13 protein-coding genes are annotated in these 16,337 nt (G+C 56.0%); 5 read left to right on the top strand and 8 right to left on the bottom strand.

Features of this window, described 5'->3' with window-relative positions; all coding sequences use genetic code 11:
* Positions 1–4 precede the first annotated feature (4 nt).
* Both B1C80_RS14310 and B1C80_RS14305 read left to right on the top strand, forming a co-directional pair.
* Entirely contained in the window at positions 5–1,111 is a 1,107-nt protein-coding gene (locus B1C80_RS14310; protein ID WP_077921860.1) for a response regulator, read from the top strand.
* A gap of 50 nt (positions 1,112–1,161) precedes the next feature.
* Positions 1,162–5,370 (top strand): PAS domain S-box protein, encoded by a 4,209-nt coding sequence (locus tag B1C80_RS14305; RefSeq protein ID WP_077921859.1) that lies wholly within the window; start codon positions 1,162–1,164, stop codon positions 5,368–5,370.
* 18 nt (positions 5,371–5,388) lie between these two features.
* Here the strand turns inward: B1C80_RS14305 and B1C80_RS14300 are convergent, their stop codons facing one another.
* The 4 genes from B1C80_RS14300 to B1C80_RS14285 form a co-directional block, all read right to left on the bottom strand.
* Positions 5,389–5,775 carry a hypothetical protein gene (locus tag B1C80_RS14300; RefSeq protein WP_077921858.1) on the bottom strand — a complete coding sequence of 129 codons (387 nt, stop codon included), beginning with the start codon at positions 5,773–5,775 and terminating at the stop codon, positions 5,389–5,391.
* A 167-nt stretch (positions 5,776–5,942) separates the two neighbouring features.
* Positions 5,943–6,401 (bottom strand): hypothetical protein, encoded by a 459-nt coding sequence (locus B1C80_RS14295; RefSeq protein ID WP_077921857.1) that lies wholly within the window; start codon positions 6,399–6,401, stop codon positions 5,943–5,945.
* Positions 6,402–6,418: 17 nt separating this feature from the next.
* Positions 6,419–6,919, bottom strand: a complete 501-nt coding sequence (locus B1C80_RS14290) for a GNAT family N-acetyltransferase (RefSeq protein ID WP_077921856.1) — start codon at positions 6,917–6,919, stop codon at positions 6,419–6,421.
* Positions 6,920–7,004: 85 nt separating this feature from the next.
* Positions 7,005–8,045 (bottom strand): glycosyltransferase family 1 protein, encoded by a 1,041-nt coding sequence (locus tag B1C80_RS14285; RefSeq protein ID WP_161492767.1) that lies wholly within the window; start codon positions 8,043–8,045, stop codon positions 7,005–7,007.
* A 289-nt stretch (positions 8,046–8,334) separates the two neighbouring features.
* Between B1C80_RS14285 and B1C80_RS14280 the strand changes: the two genes are divergently transcribed.
* Both B1C80_RS14280 and B1C80_RS14275 read left to right on the top strand, forming a co-directional pair.
* The gene (locus B1C80_RS14280; protein WP_077921854.1) at positions 8,335–9,390 is read left to right on the top strand and encodes a glycosyltransferase family 1 protein; all 1,056 of its coding nucleotides are present in this window, start codon (positions 8,335–8,337) and stop codon (positions 9,388–9,390) included.
* A 75-nt stretch (positions 9,391–9,465) separates the two neighbouring features.
* The gene (locus B1C80_RS14275) at positions 9,466–11,304 is read left to right on the top strand and encodes an ABC transporter ATP-binding protein (RefSeq protein ID WP_077921853.1); all 1,839 of its coding nucleotides are present in this window, start codon (positions 9,466–9,468) and stop codon (positions 11,302–11,304) included.
* Positions 11,305–11,351: 47 nt separating this feature from the next.
* On the opposite strand, the gene B1C80_RS14270 is transcribed toward B1C80_RS14275, so the two are convergent.
* The 4 genes from B1C80_RS14270 to B1C80_RS14255 all read right to left on the bottom strand — a co-directional run bounded on the left by B1C80_RS14270 (position 11,352) and on the right by B1C80_RS14255 (position 15,398).
* Positions 11,352–12,611 carry a glycosyltransferase family 4 protein gene (locus B1C80_RS14270; RefSeq protein ID WP_077921852.1) on the bottom strand — a complete coding sequence of 420 codons (1,260 nt, stop codon included), beginning with the start codon at positions 12,609–12,611 and terminating at the stop codon, positions 11,352–11,354.
* Positions 12,612–12,668: 57 nt separating this feature from the next.
* Entirely contained in the window at positions 12,669–13,319 is a 651-nt protein-coding gene (locus B1C80_RS14265; RefSeq protein WP_077921851.1) for a glycosyltransferase, read from the bottom strand.
* Positions 13,312–14,502 carry a glycosyltransferase gene (locus B1C80_RS14260; RefSeq protein WP_077921850.1) on the bottom strand — a complete coding sequence of 397 codons (1,191 nt, stop codon included), beginning with the start codon at positions 14,500–14,502 and terminating at the stop codon, positions 13,312–13,314. Before B1C80_RS14260 ends, B1C80_RS14265 begins: the two co-directional genes overlap by 8 nt.
* Before the next feature lie 524 nt (positions 14,503–15,026).
* Positions 15,027–15,398: a helix-turn-helix domain-containing protein gene (locus tag B1C80_RS14255; protein ID WP_077921849.1), complete on the bottom strand. Its 372-nt coding sequence runs from the start codon at positions 15,396–15,398 to the stop codon at positions 15,027–15,029.
* Positions 15,399–15,467: 69 nt separating this feature from the next.
* Between B1C80_RS14255 and B1C80_RS14250 the strand changes: the two genes are divergently transcribed.
* The gene (locus B1C80_RS14250) at positions 15,468–16,280 is read left to right on the top strand and encodes an alpha/beta fold hydrolase (RefSeq protein WP_077921848.1); all 813 of its coding nucleotides are present in this window, start codon (positions 15,468–15,470) and stop codon (positions 16,278–16,280) included.
* Positions 16,281–16,337 lie beyond the last annotated feature (57 nt).

Below are 16,337 nucleotides of genomic sequence, written 5' to 3'. Positions count from 1 at the left end.
CACCATGTCAACACAAGTACTTGTTATAGAAGACGATGCACAAATTCGGGAAAACCTGGCCGAAATGCTGAGCCTGCATGGCTACGAGGTCGATACCGCCATCAATGGGCGCGAGGGCATCAGCCAGGCCATGTTACGCCCCCCCCAGCTGATCCTGTGCGATATCATGATGCCGGAAGTAGACGGCTACCAGGTGCTGGATGTCATACGCAACAATCAGCTTACCGCCACGACACCCTTTATTTTTCTGACGGCAAAGACCGAAAACGCCGACCTGCGCCGGGGTATGGCCCAGGGAGCCGATGATTACCTGACCAAGCCCTTCACCCTCGATAATCTGCTGAGCAGCATCAACAGCCGGCTGCAGCGCGAAGCCCTGCGCAAAGCAGAGCTGAAAGCGCAGCTTGACAACTACCGCCATAACCTGGCCTCGGTATCGGTACACGAGTCAAACACCGCCCTGACCGGCATTCTGGGTTTTTCGTCACTGCTCGTTGACCAGCACCAGCACTTTACGGGCGATGAAATAGCCACTATGGCCCACATGATCAAGGTGTGCGGACTCCGGCTCAAACGCTCGCTGGACAACATTCAGCTGATGGATTCGCTCCAGCATATGGAGCCCGCTAACCCCACGTACCTGTTTTATACCAGCGGCACCTGCCAGATTACCCAGTCGATGGTCAATAGCTGTATGGAAGCCATCGCCCTGCGACAGGACCGACGCATCGACTACCGGCTCGAGATCGAAGACGCCCCGCTTGACCTGTCGGCCGAAAGCCTGTCAACCTGCCTGACCGAACTGCTCGACAACGCCTGTAAGTTTTCGGCTCCGGACCAGTGCGTTACGGTGCAGGGGAGCGTGCAGGCCAATCAGTACAGCCTGACCATAACCAATCAGGGGCAGCCGTTTCCGGCCGGGGGCCTGGCCCGGATCGGCGCTTACACCCAGTTTGACCGGTATCAGTACGAGCAACAGGGCTTTGGTATTGGCCTGTCGATCACCCAGCGAATGCTTGATCTGAACCAGGGCAGCTTCACTATCGATAGCCCCGCACCCGGACTAACAGTGGTGGTGGTCCGGCTTCCTGTCCATACCGGCCGGGCCTAAGCTCAACACATTGATATCAGTTGTTTACCCTTCGTACGAGTCAGTTATTCATGGTGCTTTTTAATCGGCTAAAAAGGCTCTTTTCCAGCAGGGAAGTCAACCCTTCTGAAACCGGGAACCAACCCGGTCAGTGGGCAAATCTTCCGATCGGCGTACTGATCTGTGAGCCGGGTCCGACCCCTTTTGCCCCTACGCTGACCGTCACCTACTGGAACAACCAGGCTTCCTCGCTCGTCGGTGACCTGCCTCAGCCGGTTCGTCCGCTGCCGCTGGCTACCAATCCCTGCCTGCGCCACCTCGCCGACTCCATCCGGACGGCACTGGCCACCGGAACGCCAGTTACCCTGGAACGATACGACCCGGATACCGATCGCTGGCTCGACTTTACGATCAGCCGCCACCAGCAGACCAGCCTGATTTATGTCCAGAATAAAAGCCCGGAGAAATACAGAACCAACCTGCAGCGCCGGCTCGAGCTCGAATCGATTATCTCCGACATATCGGGTAGCCTGCTGACTATGCCTTCCGATGGCTTGAACGCATTCATCCACGAATCGCTGGCCAAGATAGGGGCTTATGACAAGGCCGACCGGGTGTCTATCTTCGAATACACCCCCGACAACCAGCGCATGTCCTGCACCCACGAGTGGTGCGCAGAAGGCATTGCCTCCCACCGGTCTAACCTGCAGGATCTACCGACCCGGTCGTTCCCCTGGTGGCAGGAGCAAATGAGCAGTCAGCAAACCATCCGGCTGACCTCACTGGATGAACTCCCCCCCCACGCGACCAGCGAGAAAGCGACCCTGCTGGATCACAACATTAAGTCGTTGCTGGTCATGCCCCTGGTGGCAGACCATGGTCTGGTCGGTTTTGTCGGATTCGATGCCGTTCGGGACGCCAGGCAGTGGGATACCAACGATGCCGATCTGCTCAAAACGTTTTCGGCGCTGGTCGTGACCGCCACCAGCCGGGCCAGCCGCGAACAACAGCTGCAGCGGGTCAACAAACGGCTCACCGGCTTGAGTCACATCACCAAAGCGTTACTGACCAGCAGTCTCCACGACGGACAGCCTGACCTTACGGCCTTGCACCACCTGTACGAGACGATTCCCTGCGAAATCGGAATTGTGTTCCGGATTGATGAAGACGGACAGTATGCCCGTACCGAAAGCCGGTTCAGACACGGGCAGCGCGAAGACTGGCCGGGGGTGTCTATACCCGTGCAGTACCTGTATAACAACCCGCTGGCGCAGGGGCAGGAGATTCTGGTGAATCAGCTACGCCCCGGCAGCAGCGGCTTTCCCGCTGATTTCAACCCCTACGCCTGGGGCCATCGCTCTTTTATGTGCGTTCCCCTGCAGGCCCGTGAGCAATACATTGGGTTACTGGTCCTGTTAGACCCTAGCCCGCAGTTCTTCACCGCCGAACATGTCCTTATCGCCAAAGAAGTGGCCGGGCAGCTCTCGGTGCTGCTGTTGCAGGAGGAAATCAACCAGCAGCTGACGAGTCAGGCCACTACCCTGTTTAACAATCACCAGCTCCTGCAGGTGGTCGTCGACACCAGCCCCACGGGCCTGGCGCTTCTGGAGCCGGTCTGGGCCGCTGGCAAGCTCGTTGATTTTACGTATCTGCTGGTCAATCCGGTGGCAGCCCATATCACAGGCCAGACGCAGGAAACCATGCCCGGGCAGCGTCTGCTTACCATGCTCCCGCATGTGCGCACCAACGGGCTTTTCGATTGTTTAGTCAGCGTGGCCACGACGGGCGCTTCCCAACGGATTCAGATACGGGACGACCTGCCAGTGGGCGAGTTCTGGGGCGATTACCTGCTGGCCCGGGTGGGGGGCAATGTGCTGTTGACGGTCAACGACATTACCAGCCTGACAACGGCCAAAGCGCAGCTGCAGCAAACGAATGCGGAGCTGGAAACGCGCGTCGCTGAACGCACCGGGCAGATTCAGCAACTGTACGCCATTCAGCAGGCCATCTTCAAATACACAGGGCTGGCTATTGCCGCTACCGACCCCGAGGGCATTATTCAGCTGGTCAATCCGGCACTCGAAACCATGACCGGTTACCGGGCCGACGAGCTGATTGGCAAGGTTACGCCCGGAGCGCTGCGCGCACCCGCGGTTTTTCAGCAGCAGATCGACCAGCTCAGGGCGGCTGTAGCCGACCCGTCGATTACGGGCGAAGCGCTGATCAGGGCCTATCTGCAAAAGCACGACTACCTGCGCCGGGAAAATACGCTGCTGACCAAAGACGGGCAGCTGATTCCGGTTATCTCTACCGTAACCGGCCTCTACAACGATGAGCAGGAGCTGATCGGCTACGTCGACACGGCTATCGACATTTCGTACCTCAAAACCATCGAGCAGGAGCTGGTACAGGCTAACCAGCGGAGTCAACTGGCTACCCGCGCCGGCAAACTGGGCGTGTGGGAATGGAATCTGGATACCAACGAGCTGATTCTGGACGGCAGCTTCGCCAGCCTCTTCGACATGCCCCGTGATAAGCCCATCCGCCACCTCGACGAGGTGGCCCGCATGGTCCATCCGGATGATCTGCCCTTCTTTAAGCAATACGTAGCCGACATCCAGCAAAGCAGAAAGCCGTTTAATGCCGAGTTCCGGCTCTTCTCGCCTACTCACCAGTCGGTTCACTACATGAAAGCCGATGGCCTGGTGCGTCAGGATGATCCCAACGGCACCAACCGCATGATCGGCGTCATTCGGGACCGGACCACGAAACGCCAGGCCGAACAGGCCATGCGGGACAGCGAGTACCGGTACCGGTCGCTGGTCGATCACCTCAAAGCCGTTGTTTTCCAGGCCGACGCAACGGGTTGCTGGCTGTTTCTGAATGCTGCCTGGGAAGAAGTGACCGGATTCACCGTCGAGGAAGCCCTGGGCCATCGGTTCCTGGAGTACATTCTTCCCGACGACCAGGCCCATACCCTGGCGCTCTTTTCCCAGATCAGGGACTGCGATGCCGGGCATGTCAAACTGGTGGTACGGTATCGCCACAAAGAAGGCGGTTACCGATGGATCGATGTGTTTGCGCAGGCTACGCTCAACGAACAGGCCGAGATTACCGGCTTTACCGGAACCCTGACCGACATCACCGACCGAAAAAAAGCGGAAGAAGCGATCATCGAAAGCGAACAGCGATTCCGGGATATTGCCGAAAACGTAGACGAAATTTTCTGGATACGGGATCTGGAAGAGCCCCGGTTTACCTACATGAATGCCGCCTACGAACGATTTACGGGTCAGCCGGTTACGAACCTGTACCGAAATCCGCTAACGTTTTTAGACTTTATCATCGAAGAAGACCGCCCGAACGTGCTGAGCTTTTTCATGCACAATGAGCAGGAACCGTCGTTTGAGTTCCGGGCCAATCATCAGGACGGCAGTGTTCGTTATCTGAGCGTCCGTATTTTCACGGTAAAAGACGAGGCCGGTGTCATTACGCGCCGGGTTGGTGTTGCATCCGACATCACGTCAGCCCACGAAAAAGAATTGATTTTGCAGGATTCTCTCCAGCGGGAGCGGGCGCTGAATGCGCTTAAATCGAGGTTTATATCAACAGCCTCCCACGAGTTCAGAACACCGCTGGCGGGCATCAGCTCCAGCCTTGAACTCGTAAAACATTATGTCAACAGCGGCTCGGCTCCCTTCGATACCAGCCCCATCAACCGGCATCTCGACAATATTCACAAGAAAATATTTTCGCTCAACGATTTGATTTCCGACACCCTTACCGTCAGCAAACTCGACGAGGGCAAGGTTATGATTGACATTGAGCCGGTTGATTTATTTGACCTTTGTGCGCAGACGCTGAAACTGTATTTCAGCGACAGAGGGGATAAACGCTTCGTTGAATTGATCGTTATCGGCGAGGTCGTACCGATCGAAACCGACAGGAAACTGATCGCGCATGTGCTCGTAAATCTGTTGTCCAATGCCTTCAAATTTTCGACCGGCAACCCGACGCTGACCATCCGGTTTAGAGACAATATGGTCACGCTGAAAGTTAGCGACAAGGGCATCGGAATTCCCAAAAAAGACATACCAAATCTGTTCGGGAAATTTTTCAGAGCCAGTAACGCCATTGCCTTTCAGGGAACGGGTCTTGGGCTGGCCATCTGCCACGAATACATCACCCTCCTCAACGGACAGATCGATCTGGACAGTACCGAAGGCGTCGGCACTACCTTCCGAATTACGCTCCCGAAAGCCTACCGCGCCATCTCCTGAACAACGGCGGCTGCTGCGCTACACCCCGTCGGCAGAAAACCGATTGATTCGTTCGTTATACATATCGAGCAGCCTGTCGTCGACGTCGCCCGCCTGTTGCAGGTCGAGCCGCAGGAAGTCGGCCCGGTCGACCCCGCTGAGCATGCCCTCAAATTTCAGCTCCTGCTCGATCCAGGCCGATGTTTTGTTGAGCGCCACGGCCTGGTTTAGCACCGCCGTAACGATGGCGGTGGTCTGCTCGGGGCTCTGGGTGGTCAGCAGCAACGTGCGGAGGGTATTCGTATAATCCTGATAGACCAGCCCTTCGGCGGGACGGTCGGCACTGACCCATCGATACGCCAGGGTCTGAATCAGTTCTTTATAGGGTGATGAGTCAAGTGACTCAGGCCGTATGCGTGAGTTCATGAGCCAAACATACGAGGTATGCGTCTGTTTTCGGTAGTTTGTCCCCTCGTTCAGCCACAATGGTCCCCCTCACAAACGAAGCGCCCCCTCCGGCAGCCTGCGCCCAATCGACCACCCTACCCGTCTCGTGAAGCACCACCATAACGACGACGCGGCAACCAGCCGACCTACCGGAGCCGCTCGTAGTGGTAGCGGACGGTATCGAAAACGGCCGCATATCCTTTTATGAACGGCGTTACCTGAATGTTGTGTACGCCCTGCGGAACGCCGTTCTGATAGGTTTGTCTCAGAAAGAACCGCAGCATTTGCCCGTTGCCGTAATAGAGATCCACGGTATAGGCATTCTCGTTTGTGACCCGGCGAGTTTCAAAAAGGCGTAGCTGCTCACTGCCGCCCTGACTGATGGACAGAAAATTACGCCGGGTATCGTTGCCCACTTCGAGCACCTGTCCACCCAGACTTCCAAAGGCGGTCGTATCCGCTGGGGTAACCTTTTTGGTGAGCAGCCACTGGCCGACCAGGTAAGTTCCGATACCGCCGGGGGGCACGGGATTTTTCTGACAACCCGGGTTCAGCCAGACAGTCAGTCCGACCAGGGCGAGGCTGATTACTCGTTGAGCGTTCATAGGAGAAAAGGGTTTCGTTAGCTGAGACCAAATAGCATCGAGGGTCCGGTTTGGCCGGGCAGCGTGCGGGTCGCTTCGTAGCGGAATCCCAATCGACTGAGCAGGTTGATCGAGGGCTGGTTGTGGGGCGCCGTAATGGCCACGATCCGGGTAAACTTTAGCGTCGTGCGGGCATAGGTAATAACGGCCGATGCCGCTTCGAAGCCGTATCCCTGTCGGGTATAGGTCGGCAGATATGCAAACCCGATGTCTACATCGTCCAGGGTTTCCCGCTTCAGCAGTCCACACAGGCCGATGGGTTGCCGGCTTTCCTTTAGCCGAACCAGATACAGCCCAAAACCCAGCCGCCGATAACTGGCCACCGGACCGTTCTGAATGTATGCTTCGGCATCGGCAACCGTTCTGACACCCCGATCCCCAATGAATTCCAGCCAGGCAGGCGTGTTGAGGAGTTCAACGATAAAGGGCGCGTCGTCTGTCGACAGCTCACCCAGATTTAACCGCTCCGTTTCCAGCATACACTTCGAAGTCTTGTAATGACAAGTTAGCGACTACGCGCTACGTACAGGTCGGCTCGGGCGAAATTTAACACCATCCGGCTTTTCAGTTCATCAGCGACTGATATACGGCTACGTACTGGCGGGCGCTTTCTTGCCAGGTAAATCGTTCGGCATGCCGGACAATAGCGTCGGCCATCGGCGTATGGGTGTAGGTATGCATGCCCTGTTCAAACACCGCCTGCACCACTGTGGCCTCAAAGCTGGGAAAATAGAAGGCCGCTTCCCCACCGATCTCGGGCAGCGAGGTAGCCGTTGAGAGAAACACCGGCTTCCCGAACCGCATGGCCTCGATAACGGGCAGCCCAAATCCTTCGGCCAGTGAGGGGTGCAGAAACGCCTGGCAGTGCCTCAGATACCAGGCTTTATCGGCTTCGGAGACCGTTCCCGGCAGGTGCAGCCGATCGCTAACCCCCAGGTTTTGGGCCAGCTGCCGCATCTGACCGACATAAGCCGGATCGTCGTGATGACCAACCAGCAGCAACTCCAGCTCCGGGTTCGACTGGAGTAAAGGCAGCAGCACATGGTAGTTTTTTTTCCGGTTCTGGTACCCGATGCCCAGCAGAAACGGGCGGGCAGGTCGGTACGCCACGGGCGCCTGTACCGGCTCCGTTATCGGGTCAACGCCGTTATAGATCACGTGAATGGGCTTGTCACCGACGTTACAGTGAGTCAGCACGTCGGTCCGGGTAAATTCAGAAATACAGACAATAGCATCGCTGCGGTCAATCAGCGACTGCGTATGCGCCAGGCTCTTCTGCTGTACAGCCTGGGGCTTGCCCTCGTGGAGTACGTTCAGGTCATGGATGGTCAGCAGCACCCTGATAGCCGGATAACGCGCTTTACCGGGTAAAATCCGACCGGACTGAAACGGAGCATGCCACACCCGACAGTCTTTCAGAAACGGCTGAACCAGCCTGTGCCATCGTTGCTCAATGAGGTGATACGGTTTGGGACTGAGTTCAAGTTTCCGGCGGGGCGGCAGATACATGTACAGGGATGGCGAGCCATCAACGGCTGGCAACTGATTAACGTGATCGCCAAGTTGCTGGCAGTACTGATACAACCCGGAATGTGAATACTTCATCAGGTCGCAATCCAATATAATTCGAGACATACGGTCGATCTGCGGGGGTGCAGGGTGCTTACAATCAGATTTTCGTAAAAAATGCAACATTATGGAGGTTAGGCCGCTATTCTAGTGCGGCCTTTTTTCCTTCGGCTGTCTTCCAACCCTTCTACCAGCTTTAAGACTCATCACTTCTGAACGATGCGTCATGCTTGATGAACTCCTACAGGTACACGTTTATTTTTCGTCATGACGCCCGTTCCAAACTTTTCTGTCCAGCTTATCAACGTTGAAAAGCGATTCCGTTATGAACCAAATCATCTTCGACTGCGAGCGAATGAAGTACATCAACACCGGACTGTACTACTTTTGTCTCAATCTGGGGAAGGCCCTTTTGCAAAATAGTAACCGTGAAAAAATAGCCGTCTTCATTCCTAACCGGGTAGCCGCCAGCTTTGGCCCGTCGGTACCCATCCTGCCGCAGCAATCGTTGCAGAAGTTTTTCATGCCATCGGTCAGCCAGTATCAGTTGTGGCACTGCACCTATCAGAACTCGAACTACCTGCCGCGCCGGAACCGGAAGATCAAAGTACTGCTGACCATCCACGACCTGAATTTTCTCTACGAAGACAAGTCGGCCAGTAAAAAAGCCCGCTGCCTCAGTCATCTGCAGGAGAACATCAACCGGAGCGACGCCATTGTCTGCATTTCCGAATTCACGCGCAACGACGTGCTGACCCACTGCGACGTCGGCAACCGGGCAGTACACGTGATCTATAACGGCACCAATGGCCTGACCAAGCCGGTTCTGGAAGAAAAGTCATACCGCCCCGCCGTTCCGTTTCTGTTCAATATCGGCGCCATTGCCCGCAAAAAAAACCAGCATCAGATTTTACCCCTGCTGCAAAGCAATCCGTCCATGGAGCTGGTACTGGCAGGTCGGCACGAGGATAAATCCTACGCGAATTACATCCGGCAGCAGGCGTCTGAACTAAACGTCGACGACCGTACGCACCTGATCAACGAGGTGACGGAAGGTGAGAAGTCCTGGTATTATCATAATTGCCAGGCGCTGGTGATGCCGTCGCTGGCCGAAGGATTCGGCTTGCCCATCACCGAAGCGATGTCCGTAGGCAAGCCCGTTTTTCTGTCGAAACACACCGCCATGACGGAAATTGGCAAAGATCTGGCCTTCTACTTTCAGGATTTCGACAACATGCACGATGATTTTCAGTCCGGTATGCTGCACTACCGAAAGGCCGGCAGCCGCATCCAGGAAGCAATGAAAGCCTACAGCGCTACGTTCAATTGGGAAGACGCGGCCCGGAAGTATCTGGACGTTTACCGGTCTTTGCTCGGATAAAATACAACCTGCGGTCCAGCCAGATTTCTCCAGGCTGCCACAGCATAGAGGCAGTTAACACGTTACGATCAACGAATGAAAGTTTATAAACGGCTGATGGCCTACGCCAGGCCTTATGGAAAATTCATCATCCCCTTCTTCTTCTTCACCATTATCAGTGTGTTTTTCAACGTCTTTCAGTTTGCGTTGATTATCCCGCTGCTTAATTTTCTGTTCGACCCGATCAACACGGCCGACGCGGCCAAGTACGCGTCGATGCCGGACTTTCATATCTCCGGCAATTACTTCAAGGATATTTTTTACCACCTGATTTATCAGTTCAAGACCACAAATCCGGTCCACGCGCTTTATTTCCTGGCGGGAATGATCGTGGTAGCCGTGGTCATGACCAACTTTTTCCGGTTTCTGGCCCAACAGTGTCTGCTGGGTGCCCGAACCCTGCTGGTCAAACGCCTGCGCGAAGCGTTGTTCGAGAAAATCAACCACCTGCACCTGGGTTATTTCACCAAAGAACACAAAGGCGATCTGCTGTCGCGGCTCAACGGCGATGTCTACGCCATTGAAAGCGTAGCCGGCAGTTCAATCGAGGTCGTTTTCAAGGAGCCGTACATGTTGATCGGCTATTTTGTGGCGCTGTTCATGATTTCGGCCAAGCTGATGCTGTTCACGCTCGTTATCATTCCGGTGTCGGCAGTCGGGATTGCCGCCGTTACCAAACGACTCAAGAAAGAAGCGCAGGACGTTCAGTCGTCGATGGGCCGGATGCTCACGCTGATGGACGAAACGCTGATGGGGATGCGCATCATTCGCTCCTTCAACGCGACACCGTTCATTCTCCGGCGGTTCAGTGTCGAAAATGATTTTTACCGGAAAGCCAGTCTGGAAGGGTTCAAGCGTCGGGAGCTGGCGCCGGCTTTTTCCGAAGCGTCGGGGGTATTCGTGGTGGCGTGTATCCTGGTATACGGAGGCAGTCTGGTACTCAACAGCACGAGTAACCTGCAGGCCAGCTCATTCATTGCGTTCATCGCTATTTTCTCGCAGATCATTCGGCCCGCCAAAGCCATCGTCGTTGCCCTGACGAACATTCAGCAGGGACAGGCGGCTGGCGAGCGCATTCTGGAACTGCTCGACAAACCAATCGAGATTGAAGACAAACCGAACGCCCTGACCCTGGATCAGTTCCGGCGCGACGTTGTCTTCGAGAATGTCAGCTTTCAGTATGGCGACAAGCCCGTGCTGAAAAACATCAGCTTCCGGATGGAGAAAGGCCGGAAAATCGCGCTAGTAGGGCCATCGGGCGTTGGCAAGTCGACCATCGCTGACCTGATTCCCCGCTTCTACGAACCTACCCAGGGCAGCGTTACCATCGATGGCGTAGAGGTCAGCGACTACACCATGGATTCGCTGCGCCGGCAGATGAGTTTCGTAACCCAGGAGATTATCCTCTTCAATGACACGATCTTCAATAACATTGCCCTCGGTCAGCCCGACGCCCGCCTGGAAGATGTTATTGCCGCGGCCAAGGTGGCTAACGCCCACGCCTTTATTATGGAAACCGAAGACGGCTACAACACCAACATCGGAGACCGGGGGGTACGGCTGAGCGGGGGGCAGCGCCAGCGGCTTAGTATTGCCCGGGCGGTGTTCAAAAAACCGTCGATCCTCATCCTGGACGAAGCCACCTCGGCCCTGGATGTCGAGTCGGAAAAATCGGTGCAGGAAGCGCTGGACAACCTCATGGAAGGCCGCACTACACTGGTCATTGCCCACCGGCTCAGCACGATCCGGGAAGCCGACGAGATTCTGATCATGGAAGACGGCGAGATCGTGGAACGCGGCAACCACTACGACCTGATCAGCCGCACCGACAGTGTCTATAAACGTCTGAACACCCTGCAGGAGGTACTCCAGTAGCAGCGCTGCTACTGGAGTACCCCGTTGCGTCTCCGAAACCAGCGGGTTCAGCTGGCCACGTAATTGACAGCTTCGTCAAACGTGGCCAGTACGTTTTTCCAGGTGTAGTACTGGTTGACATAGGCCCGCCCATTGTTGGCCATCTCTGCGGTATCCTGCGTCAGAATCTGGTCAACCGCCTGGCCGAACTCCTCGTAACTGCGGAACAACAGGCCCGCCCGGCTGCCCACGATATGATCACGCAGCACGGCGCATTCGGCCGTGGCAATGACAGGAATACCGACGGCAAAACTTTCCAGGGTTACCATCGACAGACTTTCGTAGGGCGACGGCATCACGAGTGCTTTGGCGTGCTGGAGCAATGTGGCTTTGGTCGGTTCATCAACGAAGCCAACGGGCCGTATGTCGGGGTGATCCGGTATAGGCATGAACGCCTGCCCAACCAGCACGAGCTTCAGCGGAGACGGATGTGCCTCTTTATACTGCCTGAAAAACTCAAACATCGTATCGCACCCTTTTGCCGTGTCGATTCGCCCAATGTAAAGCAGGTAATCGACACCGTCCTGGGCCGCTGGAGAGCCCGGTTCGCCGAGGTTGAGTATCTCACTTACCGACTTGTCCGACAGGGCGCGGGCAGGTTCGATCCCCACCCCGACCACATCATTCCGGATCGACTCGTTCCGGAACAGCTGATGCACGAAGCTCCGCTCGGCGGGCGTCAAAAACAGGATGGCGCGGGGTTTCTGGAAGAGCGGCCCGAACACCGGCAGGTAAATCGGCACCTCGTCGTGGGCCGTGGGAATAAAAATAGACTTCCGGGGGGCAACGTTCAGCCCGGCAATGGTGGGGTAATACAGGTAGGTGATGAAGATCAGCGCGTCGTACTGCTGATGGTTGCGCTTCAGGTAATCGATCAGGTCGGGCGTATAAGGACCCTGGTATTCGGCCCACAGGCGGCTGTATCGGCGGAGGCTCTTACCCACCAGCGCCCGGGCCCACATCCGGAGCCGGGCCAGCCCCTGCCACTCTTCCGGCCTTGACCATTTTTTGAGTTTGTGTTCTGCCCGGGCGGCCTGTTTAACCAGCCGTTCGTGTTTGGTCGCAAACCGGTGTACCCGTACTCCATTGATCATCACCGTCTCGGCGGGGTACCAGTTGGCCCAGGTGACGTACTCCAGCGCACAGCTTGTCAGCACATCCACTTCATAGGTATTTGCCAGTCGTTCGGCCATAATCCGGCAGTAGTACTCGGCTCCTCCGTTGACCTCCACGCCGTAACGCTGCACAACAAACGCTATTTTTTTCATATGACAAAGCTAAGCGATAACCCCGGCTACCGCCAGAGTTCATGAGTTAACCCCGGCTCATCCGAGCGACTGGTAAAAGTCGTTCTGCTTTTTCTGCCGATCGATGTCTTTCCGGTGTAGCAGACAGTACGCATCGGTGTCGGCAGGCAGGAAATGGCAGTGCTGGTACCCGGCGAGTTCTTCATGTACTTTATTTTTCCACCGTATTATCTGGTTCAGCCGGAAGATCCGCAGCTGGTAATCGGGGTAGTTGATCCGCCCCTGCTCATCCACCTGCCACTGCCAGGCCGCTATCCACTCGGGCGTCAGTCCCCTGACCAGGTTGATCCGGGGAACAGCCAGGCAGTCGGCCTGCGGATGCTTTCGCAGTATGCCTTTCAGCGAACGAAGCAGGGGTTTACCGGGCAGTTCGTCTGCATCGATCTGAAACAGATAATCGCCCGACGCCATCGAAATCAGGGTATTCTTAAAGGTCGCGAAGTCCCCGCCGAGCCGCGCGGTCAGGACACTGATCTGATTCTGGTATCGGTCGAGTACGTCCGTAACCCACGAGTCAGGCTCGGTAGTATCCTGCAACACGACGATTTGATCGTGCGCATCTTTATGAAGCAGCAAAAACAGAATCAGCCGTTCCAACTCCACCGCTTCGTTGCAAACGGTAATACCGTATGACAGCCGGATCCGCCGGGCCAGTAACCGATCAAGCATAGGTAAGTTTTTTATAAATCAGGGCGGATTCGGATGTTGTCGGATCAATAATCCGGATGCGATACCCGTGCCAGGTAGTGACCGGAACCAGCCGTCGCCAGAAGCGTTTCCACGGCGATACCGGCTCGTTGAGCCGGGCGTGGATCATGTCCGATAAGTGTGCAATCTGCTCCAGCTGGGCTGAGTCCGCTTTACGCGCATCCAGCGTAACCAGAATCCCGTTGGTCCGAGTGGCCGACAGTTTTTTTAGTTTCTTCGGCAGGTCGATGTGGGTCAGGGGCTGCTCGTCCCGGATGTACGGTGCCGGGTCAAGGTCGGTATAGATCGTCTGTACCCAGGGCTCCAGCTCCCGAAGCACCGACAGGTCGCCACCGGTCAGAATCAGACCAATGTCGTACCGGCACCGGTTAGCCGACGTATTTCCAAACCCCCACTTCCGAACAAAATTCCGGTTCGACTGCCGCTCGATCTGCCGGGTTCGGTGAATATACTCTTCCGAAAACCGGGAGGTTTTACTGACGAAGTGGTAACACAGCGCATTCGGGGCGATGATCATCTCGACACCGCTCAGCCCGAGTCGCAGCAGCAGGTCGTCATCTTCGCAGAACATAGGATCGAAGAGCGGGTCCAATCCGCCCATGTCCAGCAGCCGCTTCCGCGACGCAGCCAGAAAGAAAACACCCCGATGGGTCGGAATGGCCGTTTGACCGGCCTCCCGATTTCGTTGCTGCTCATCCTGCACAAACTGAAAAAAGACGGTTTGTTGAAACGTAACCAGGTCGGCCCCAAAATCCTGAACCAGTTTGCCGGGCCGGGGGTCGTCCGCAAAGACAGGCGGCTCAACCGTCGTGTAAAATATCACTCGCCGGTCGGTTTGCAGCAGTGCCAGCTCTTCTACAAAGCCCGGCGCCAGCACCATGTCGTTATGGGCGAAGATCACGTAGGCCGACGTGGCCAGTTCGATGCATTTGTTGTACGTGTCGGACAGCGTGCGTTCCCGCTCTTCGTAATAATACCGAACGTGTTCATCCTGCAGGGAGTCGAGCCACTGGTGCGTGCCGTCGGTGCTGTTGAAGCTGACAAAGACCAGCTCCAGGGTTGGATACAGCAGGCGGGTCTGGGCATAAAAAAACTGTGTATACGCCAGGTTATTCTTTAAGCCTGCTAATAGAGAAAAAGTCATAGGCCTGTCACGATTCCTGCAAGCCCCCTACGCCAGTGGCGGTCTGAGCGGCCAGCCGGTTATCCTGTCAACGCCCGGCGCGCCGGCTTAGTATGGCTTAGTATCCGCGAAGACCCACCATCAACAGCTCAGCTGCTGCCATGATTCAGGTCAGCTGAGTTGGTTCAAATGAATCCAGGAAAAGCCTGCGTTTAATCCGTCAGGGTCTCCACAGCGCAGCGTCGGCACAAATCTTCAGGTTCAACCACAACCCGTCAAGGCCTTCACAGCGCAGCGTCGGTAGAAACAATCGATCAGGAGCAACCCTGGCCCGTCAGGGCCTTCACAGCGTAGCGTCGGTAGCAGCAATCGATCAGGTTCAACCCTGGCCCGTCAGGGCCTTCACAGCGCAGCGTCGGCACAAATCTTCAGGTTCAACCACAACCCGTCAGGGCCTTCACAGCGCAGCGTCGGTAACAACTTCGGCAATCATGCCCGAGTCCGCACAACTAGTCACGGCTGCCCTGGGCTCATGACCGAAGGTCTCAGGCATCCTGCTCTTCCACCCAGATCCGATTACCCCACTGATTCAATTTCGCCACAATAGCCAGCAAGGCGAGTCCTTTGGGTGTAGGCGAATACCGGGTTTGCGGGGGTACCGTTTCGGGTACGAAGCTTTTTTTAACAAGTTTTTCGGTTACCAACTCCGCCAGACGCTGACTGAGTACATGGTCCGATAAAGTAGGGAAAGACTGTTTGAGCAGACTGTACTGGGCAACCCCATGAGCAATCTGGTGCAACAACACCATCTTCCAGCGAGGGCTGATGTCACGCAGTATGTCGTTCACGCCACACCACTCAGACAGTAATCTGGCGTTGTGCGCATTCGTGGAGCTTTCTTTTATGGTACTGGACATATGAGATTCACCTGGCTCATTTTAGGGTGAGTTATTGTGACCACCTGGGATAACGGGGACCTTTGCCCAATGAAACAGTTATTTTTTGGAAAGATTACAGTCTGGTTCGTTTTCATCATCGTACTGGATTGGCAGGGAGCCTGGGCGGGGAAGCCGACTTCCGTAAAACACCCGGTTTATGTGTTGGTCCACGGGGCCTGGCATGGTGGCTGGTGCTGGCAGCAGGTCAGCGCTCAATTGCGCGCTACAGGAGCTACCGTCTACACACCTACTCTCAGCGGTATGGGAGAGCATCAACATACGCTCACCCCTGCCATCAACCTGGACACGCATATCACGGATATCGTGAATTTACTGGTGATGGAGGACTTGCACGATGTGGTGCTGGTGGGCCATAGTTATGCCGGGGCCGTCATTACCGGCGTGGCCGACCGCATACCTGAGCGATTGCGCCAGCTGGTGTTTCTGGATGCCGTTCTGGTCGAAAATGGGCAGAGTCTGCTCGACGTACATCCGAAGGACATACAAGCGGCCTTTGCCGCAGCCGCAGCCCCCAGCCGTGGGCTCAGCCTGCCGATTCGCCCCTCTGCAAGCTTCGGGGTCAACGATGTGGCCCTGAGTCGCTGGGCGGATGCCCGACTAACGCCCCAGCCCTATCGCTGCTTTAGCCAGCCCATCGTATTGCGGAACCCCTACGGTAACGGTTTGCCAACGAGTTACATCGCCTGCACTCAGCCTGCCTTATCAGTACTGAAGGTATTCGCCGAGCGTACAAAGCACAACCCCAACTGGAGCTATTATGAGCTGGCCACGGGCCACGACGCTATGCTCAGCCAGCCTGCTGAAACCGCGGCCCTGCTGCAACGAATTAGTCAACGTTAACCCTGCAGGCTATCCCAACTGGGATAGCCTGCTTTTCATTTGATGGACAAATTTGTC

The sequence above is a fragment of the Spirosoma sp. 209 genome, from assembly GCF_002006735.1.
Classification (GTDB): domain Bacteria; phylum Bacteroidota; class Bacteroidia; order Cytophagales; family Spirosomataceae; genus Spirosoma; species Spirosoma sordidisoli.
This window is presented reverse-complemented; position numbering and strand designations above follow the sequence as displayed.

What these genes read in the sequence shown, in the direction of transcription:
- B1C80_RS14250 (WP_077921848.1), top strand. Translation starts at nt 15,468, where the DNA reads ATGAAACAGTTATTTTTTGGAAAGATTACAGTCTGGTTCGTTTTCATC.
- B1C80_RS14285 (WP_161492767.1), bottom strand. Translation starts at nt 8,045, where the DNA reads ATGAAGTATTCACATTCCGGGTTGTATCAGTACTGCCAGCAACTTGGC.
- B1C80_RS14275 (WP_077921853.1), top strand. Translation starts at nt 9,466, where the DNA reads ATGAAAGTTTATAAACGGCTGATGGCCTACGCCAGGCCTTATGGAAAA.
- B1C80_RS14295 (WP_077921857.1), bottom strand. Translation starts at nt 6,401, where the DNA reads ATGAACGCTCAACGAGTAATCAGCCTCGCCCTGGTCGGACTGACTGTC.
- B1C80_RS14280 (WP_077921854.1), top strand. Translation starts at nt 8,335, where the DNA reads ATGAACCAAATCATCTTCGACTGCGAGCGAATGAAGTACATCAACACC.
- B1C80_RS14270 (WP_077921852.1), bottom strand. Translation starts at nt 12,611, where the DNA reads ATGAAAAAAATAGCGTTTGTTGTGCAGCGTTACGGCGTGGAGGTCAAC.
- B1C80_RS14310 (WP_077921860.1), top strand. Translation starts at nt 5, where the DNA reads ATGTCAACACAAGTACTTGTTATAGAAGACGATGCACAAATTCGGGAA.
- B1C80_RS14300 (WP_077921858.1), bottom strand. Translation starts at nt 5,775, where the DNA reads ATGAACTCACGCATACGGCCTGAGTCACTTGACTCATCACCCTATAAA.
- B1C80_RS14290 (WP_077921856.1), bottom strand. Translation starts at nt 6,919, where the DNA reads ATGCTGGAAACGGAGCGGTTAAATCTGGGTGAGCTGTCGACAGACGAC.
- B1C80_RS14255 (WP_077921849.1), bottom strand. Translation starts at nt 15,398, where the DNA reads ATGTCCAGTACCATAAAAGAAAGCTCCACGAATGCGCACAACGCCAGA.
- B1C80_RS14305 (WP_077921859.1), top strand. Translation starts at nt 1,162, where the DNA reads ATGGTGCTTTTTAATCGGCTAAAAAGGCTCTTTTCCAGCAGGGAAGTC.
- B1C80_RS14260 (WP_077921850.1), bottom strand. Translation starts at nt 14,502, where the DNA reads ATGACTTTTTCTCTATTAGCAGGCTTAAAGAATAACCTGGCGTATACA.
- B1C80_RS14265 (WP_077921851.1), bottom strand. Translation starts at nt 13,319, where the DNA reads ATGCTTGATCGGTTACTGGCCCGGCGGATCCGGCTGTCATACGGTATT.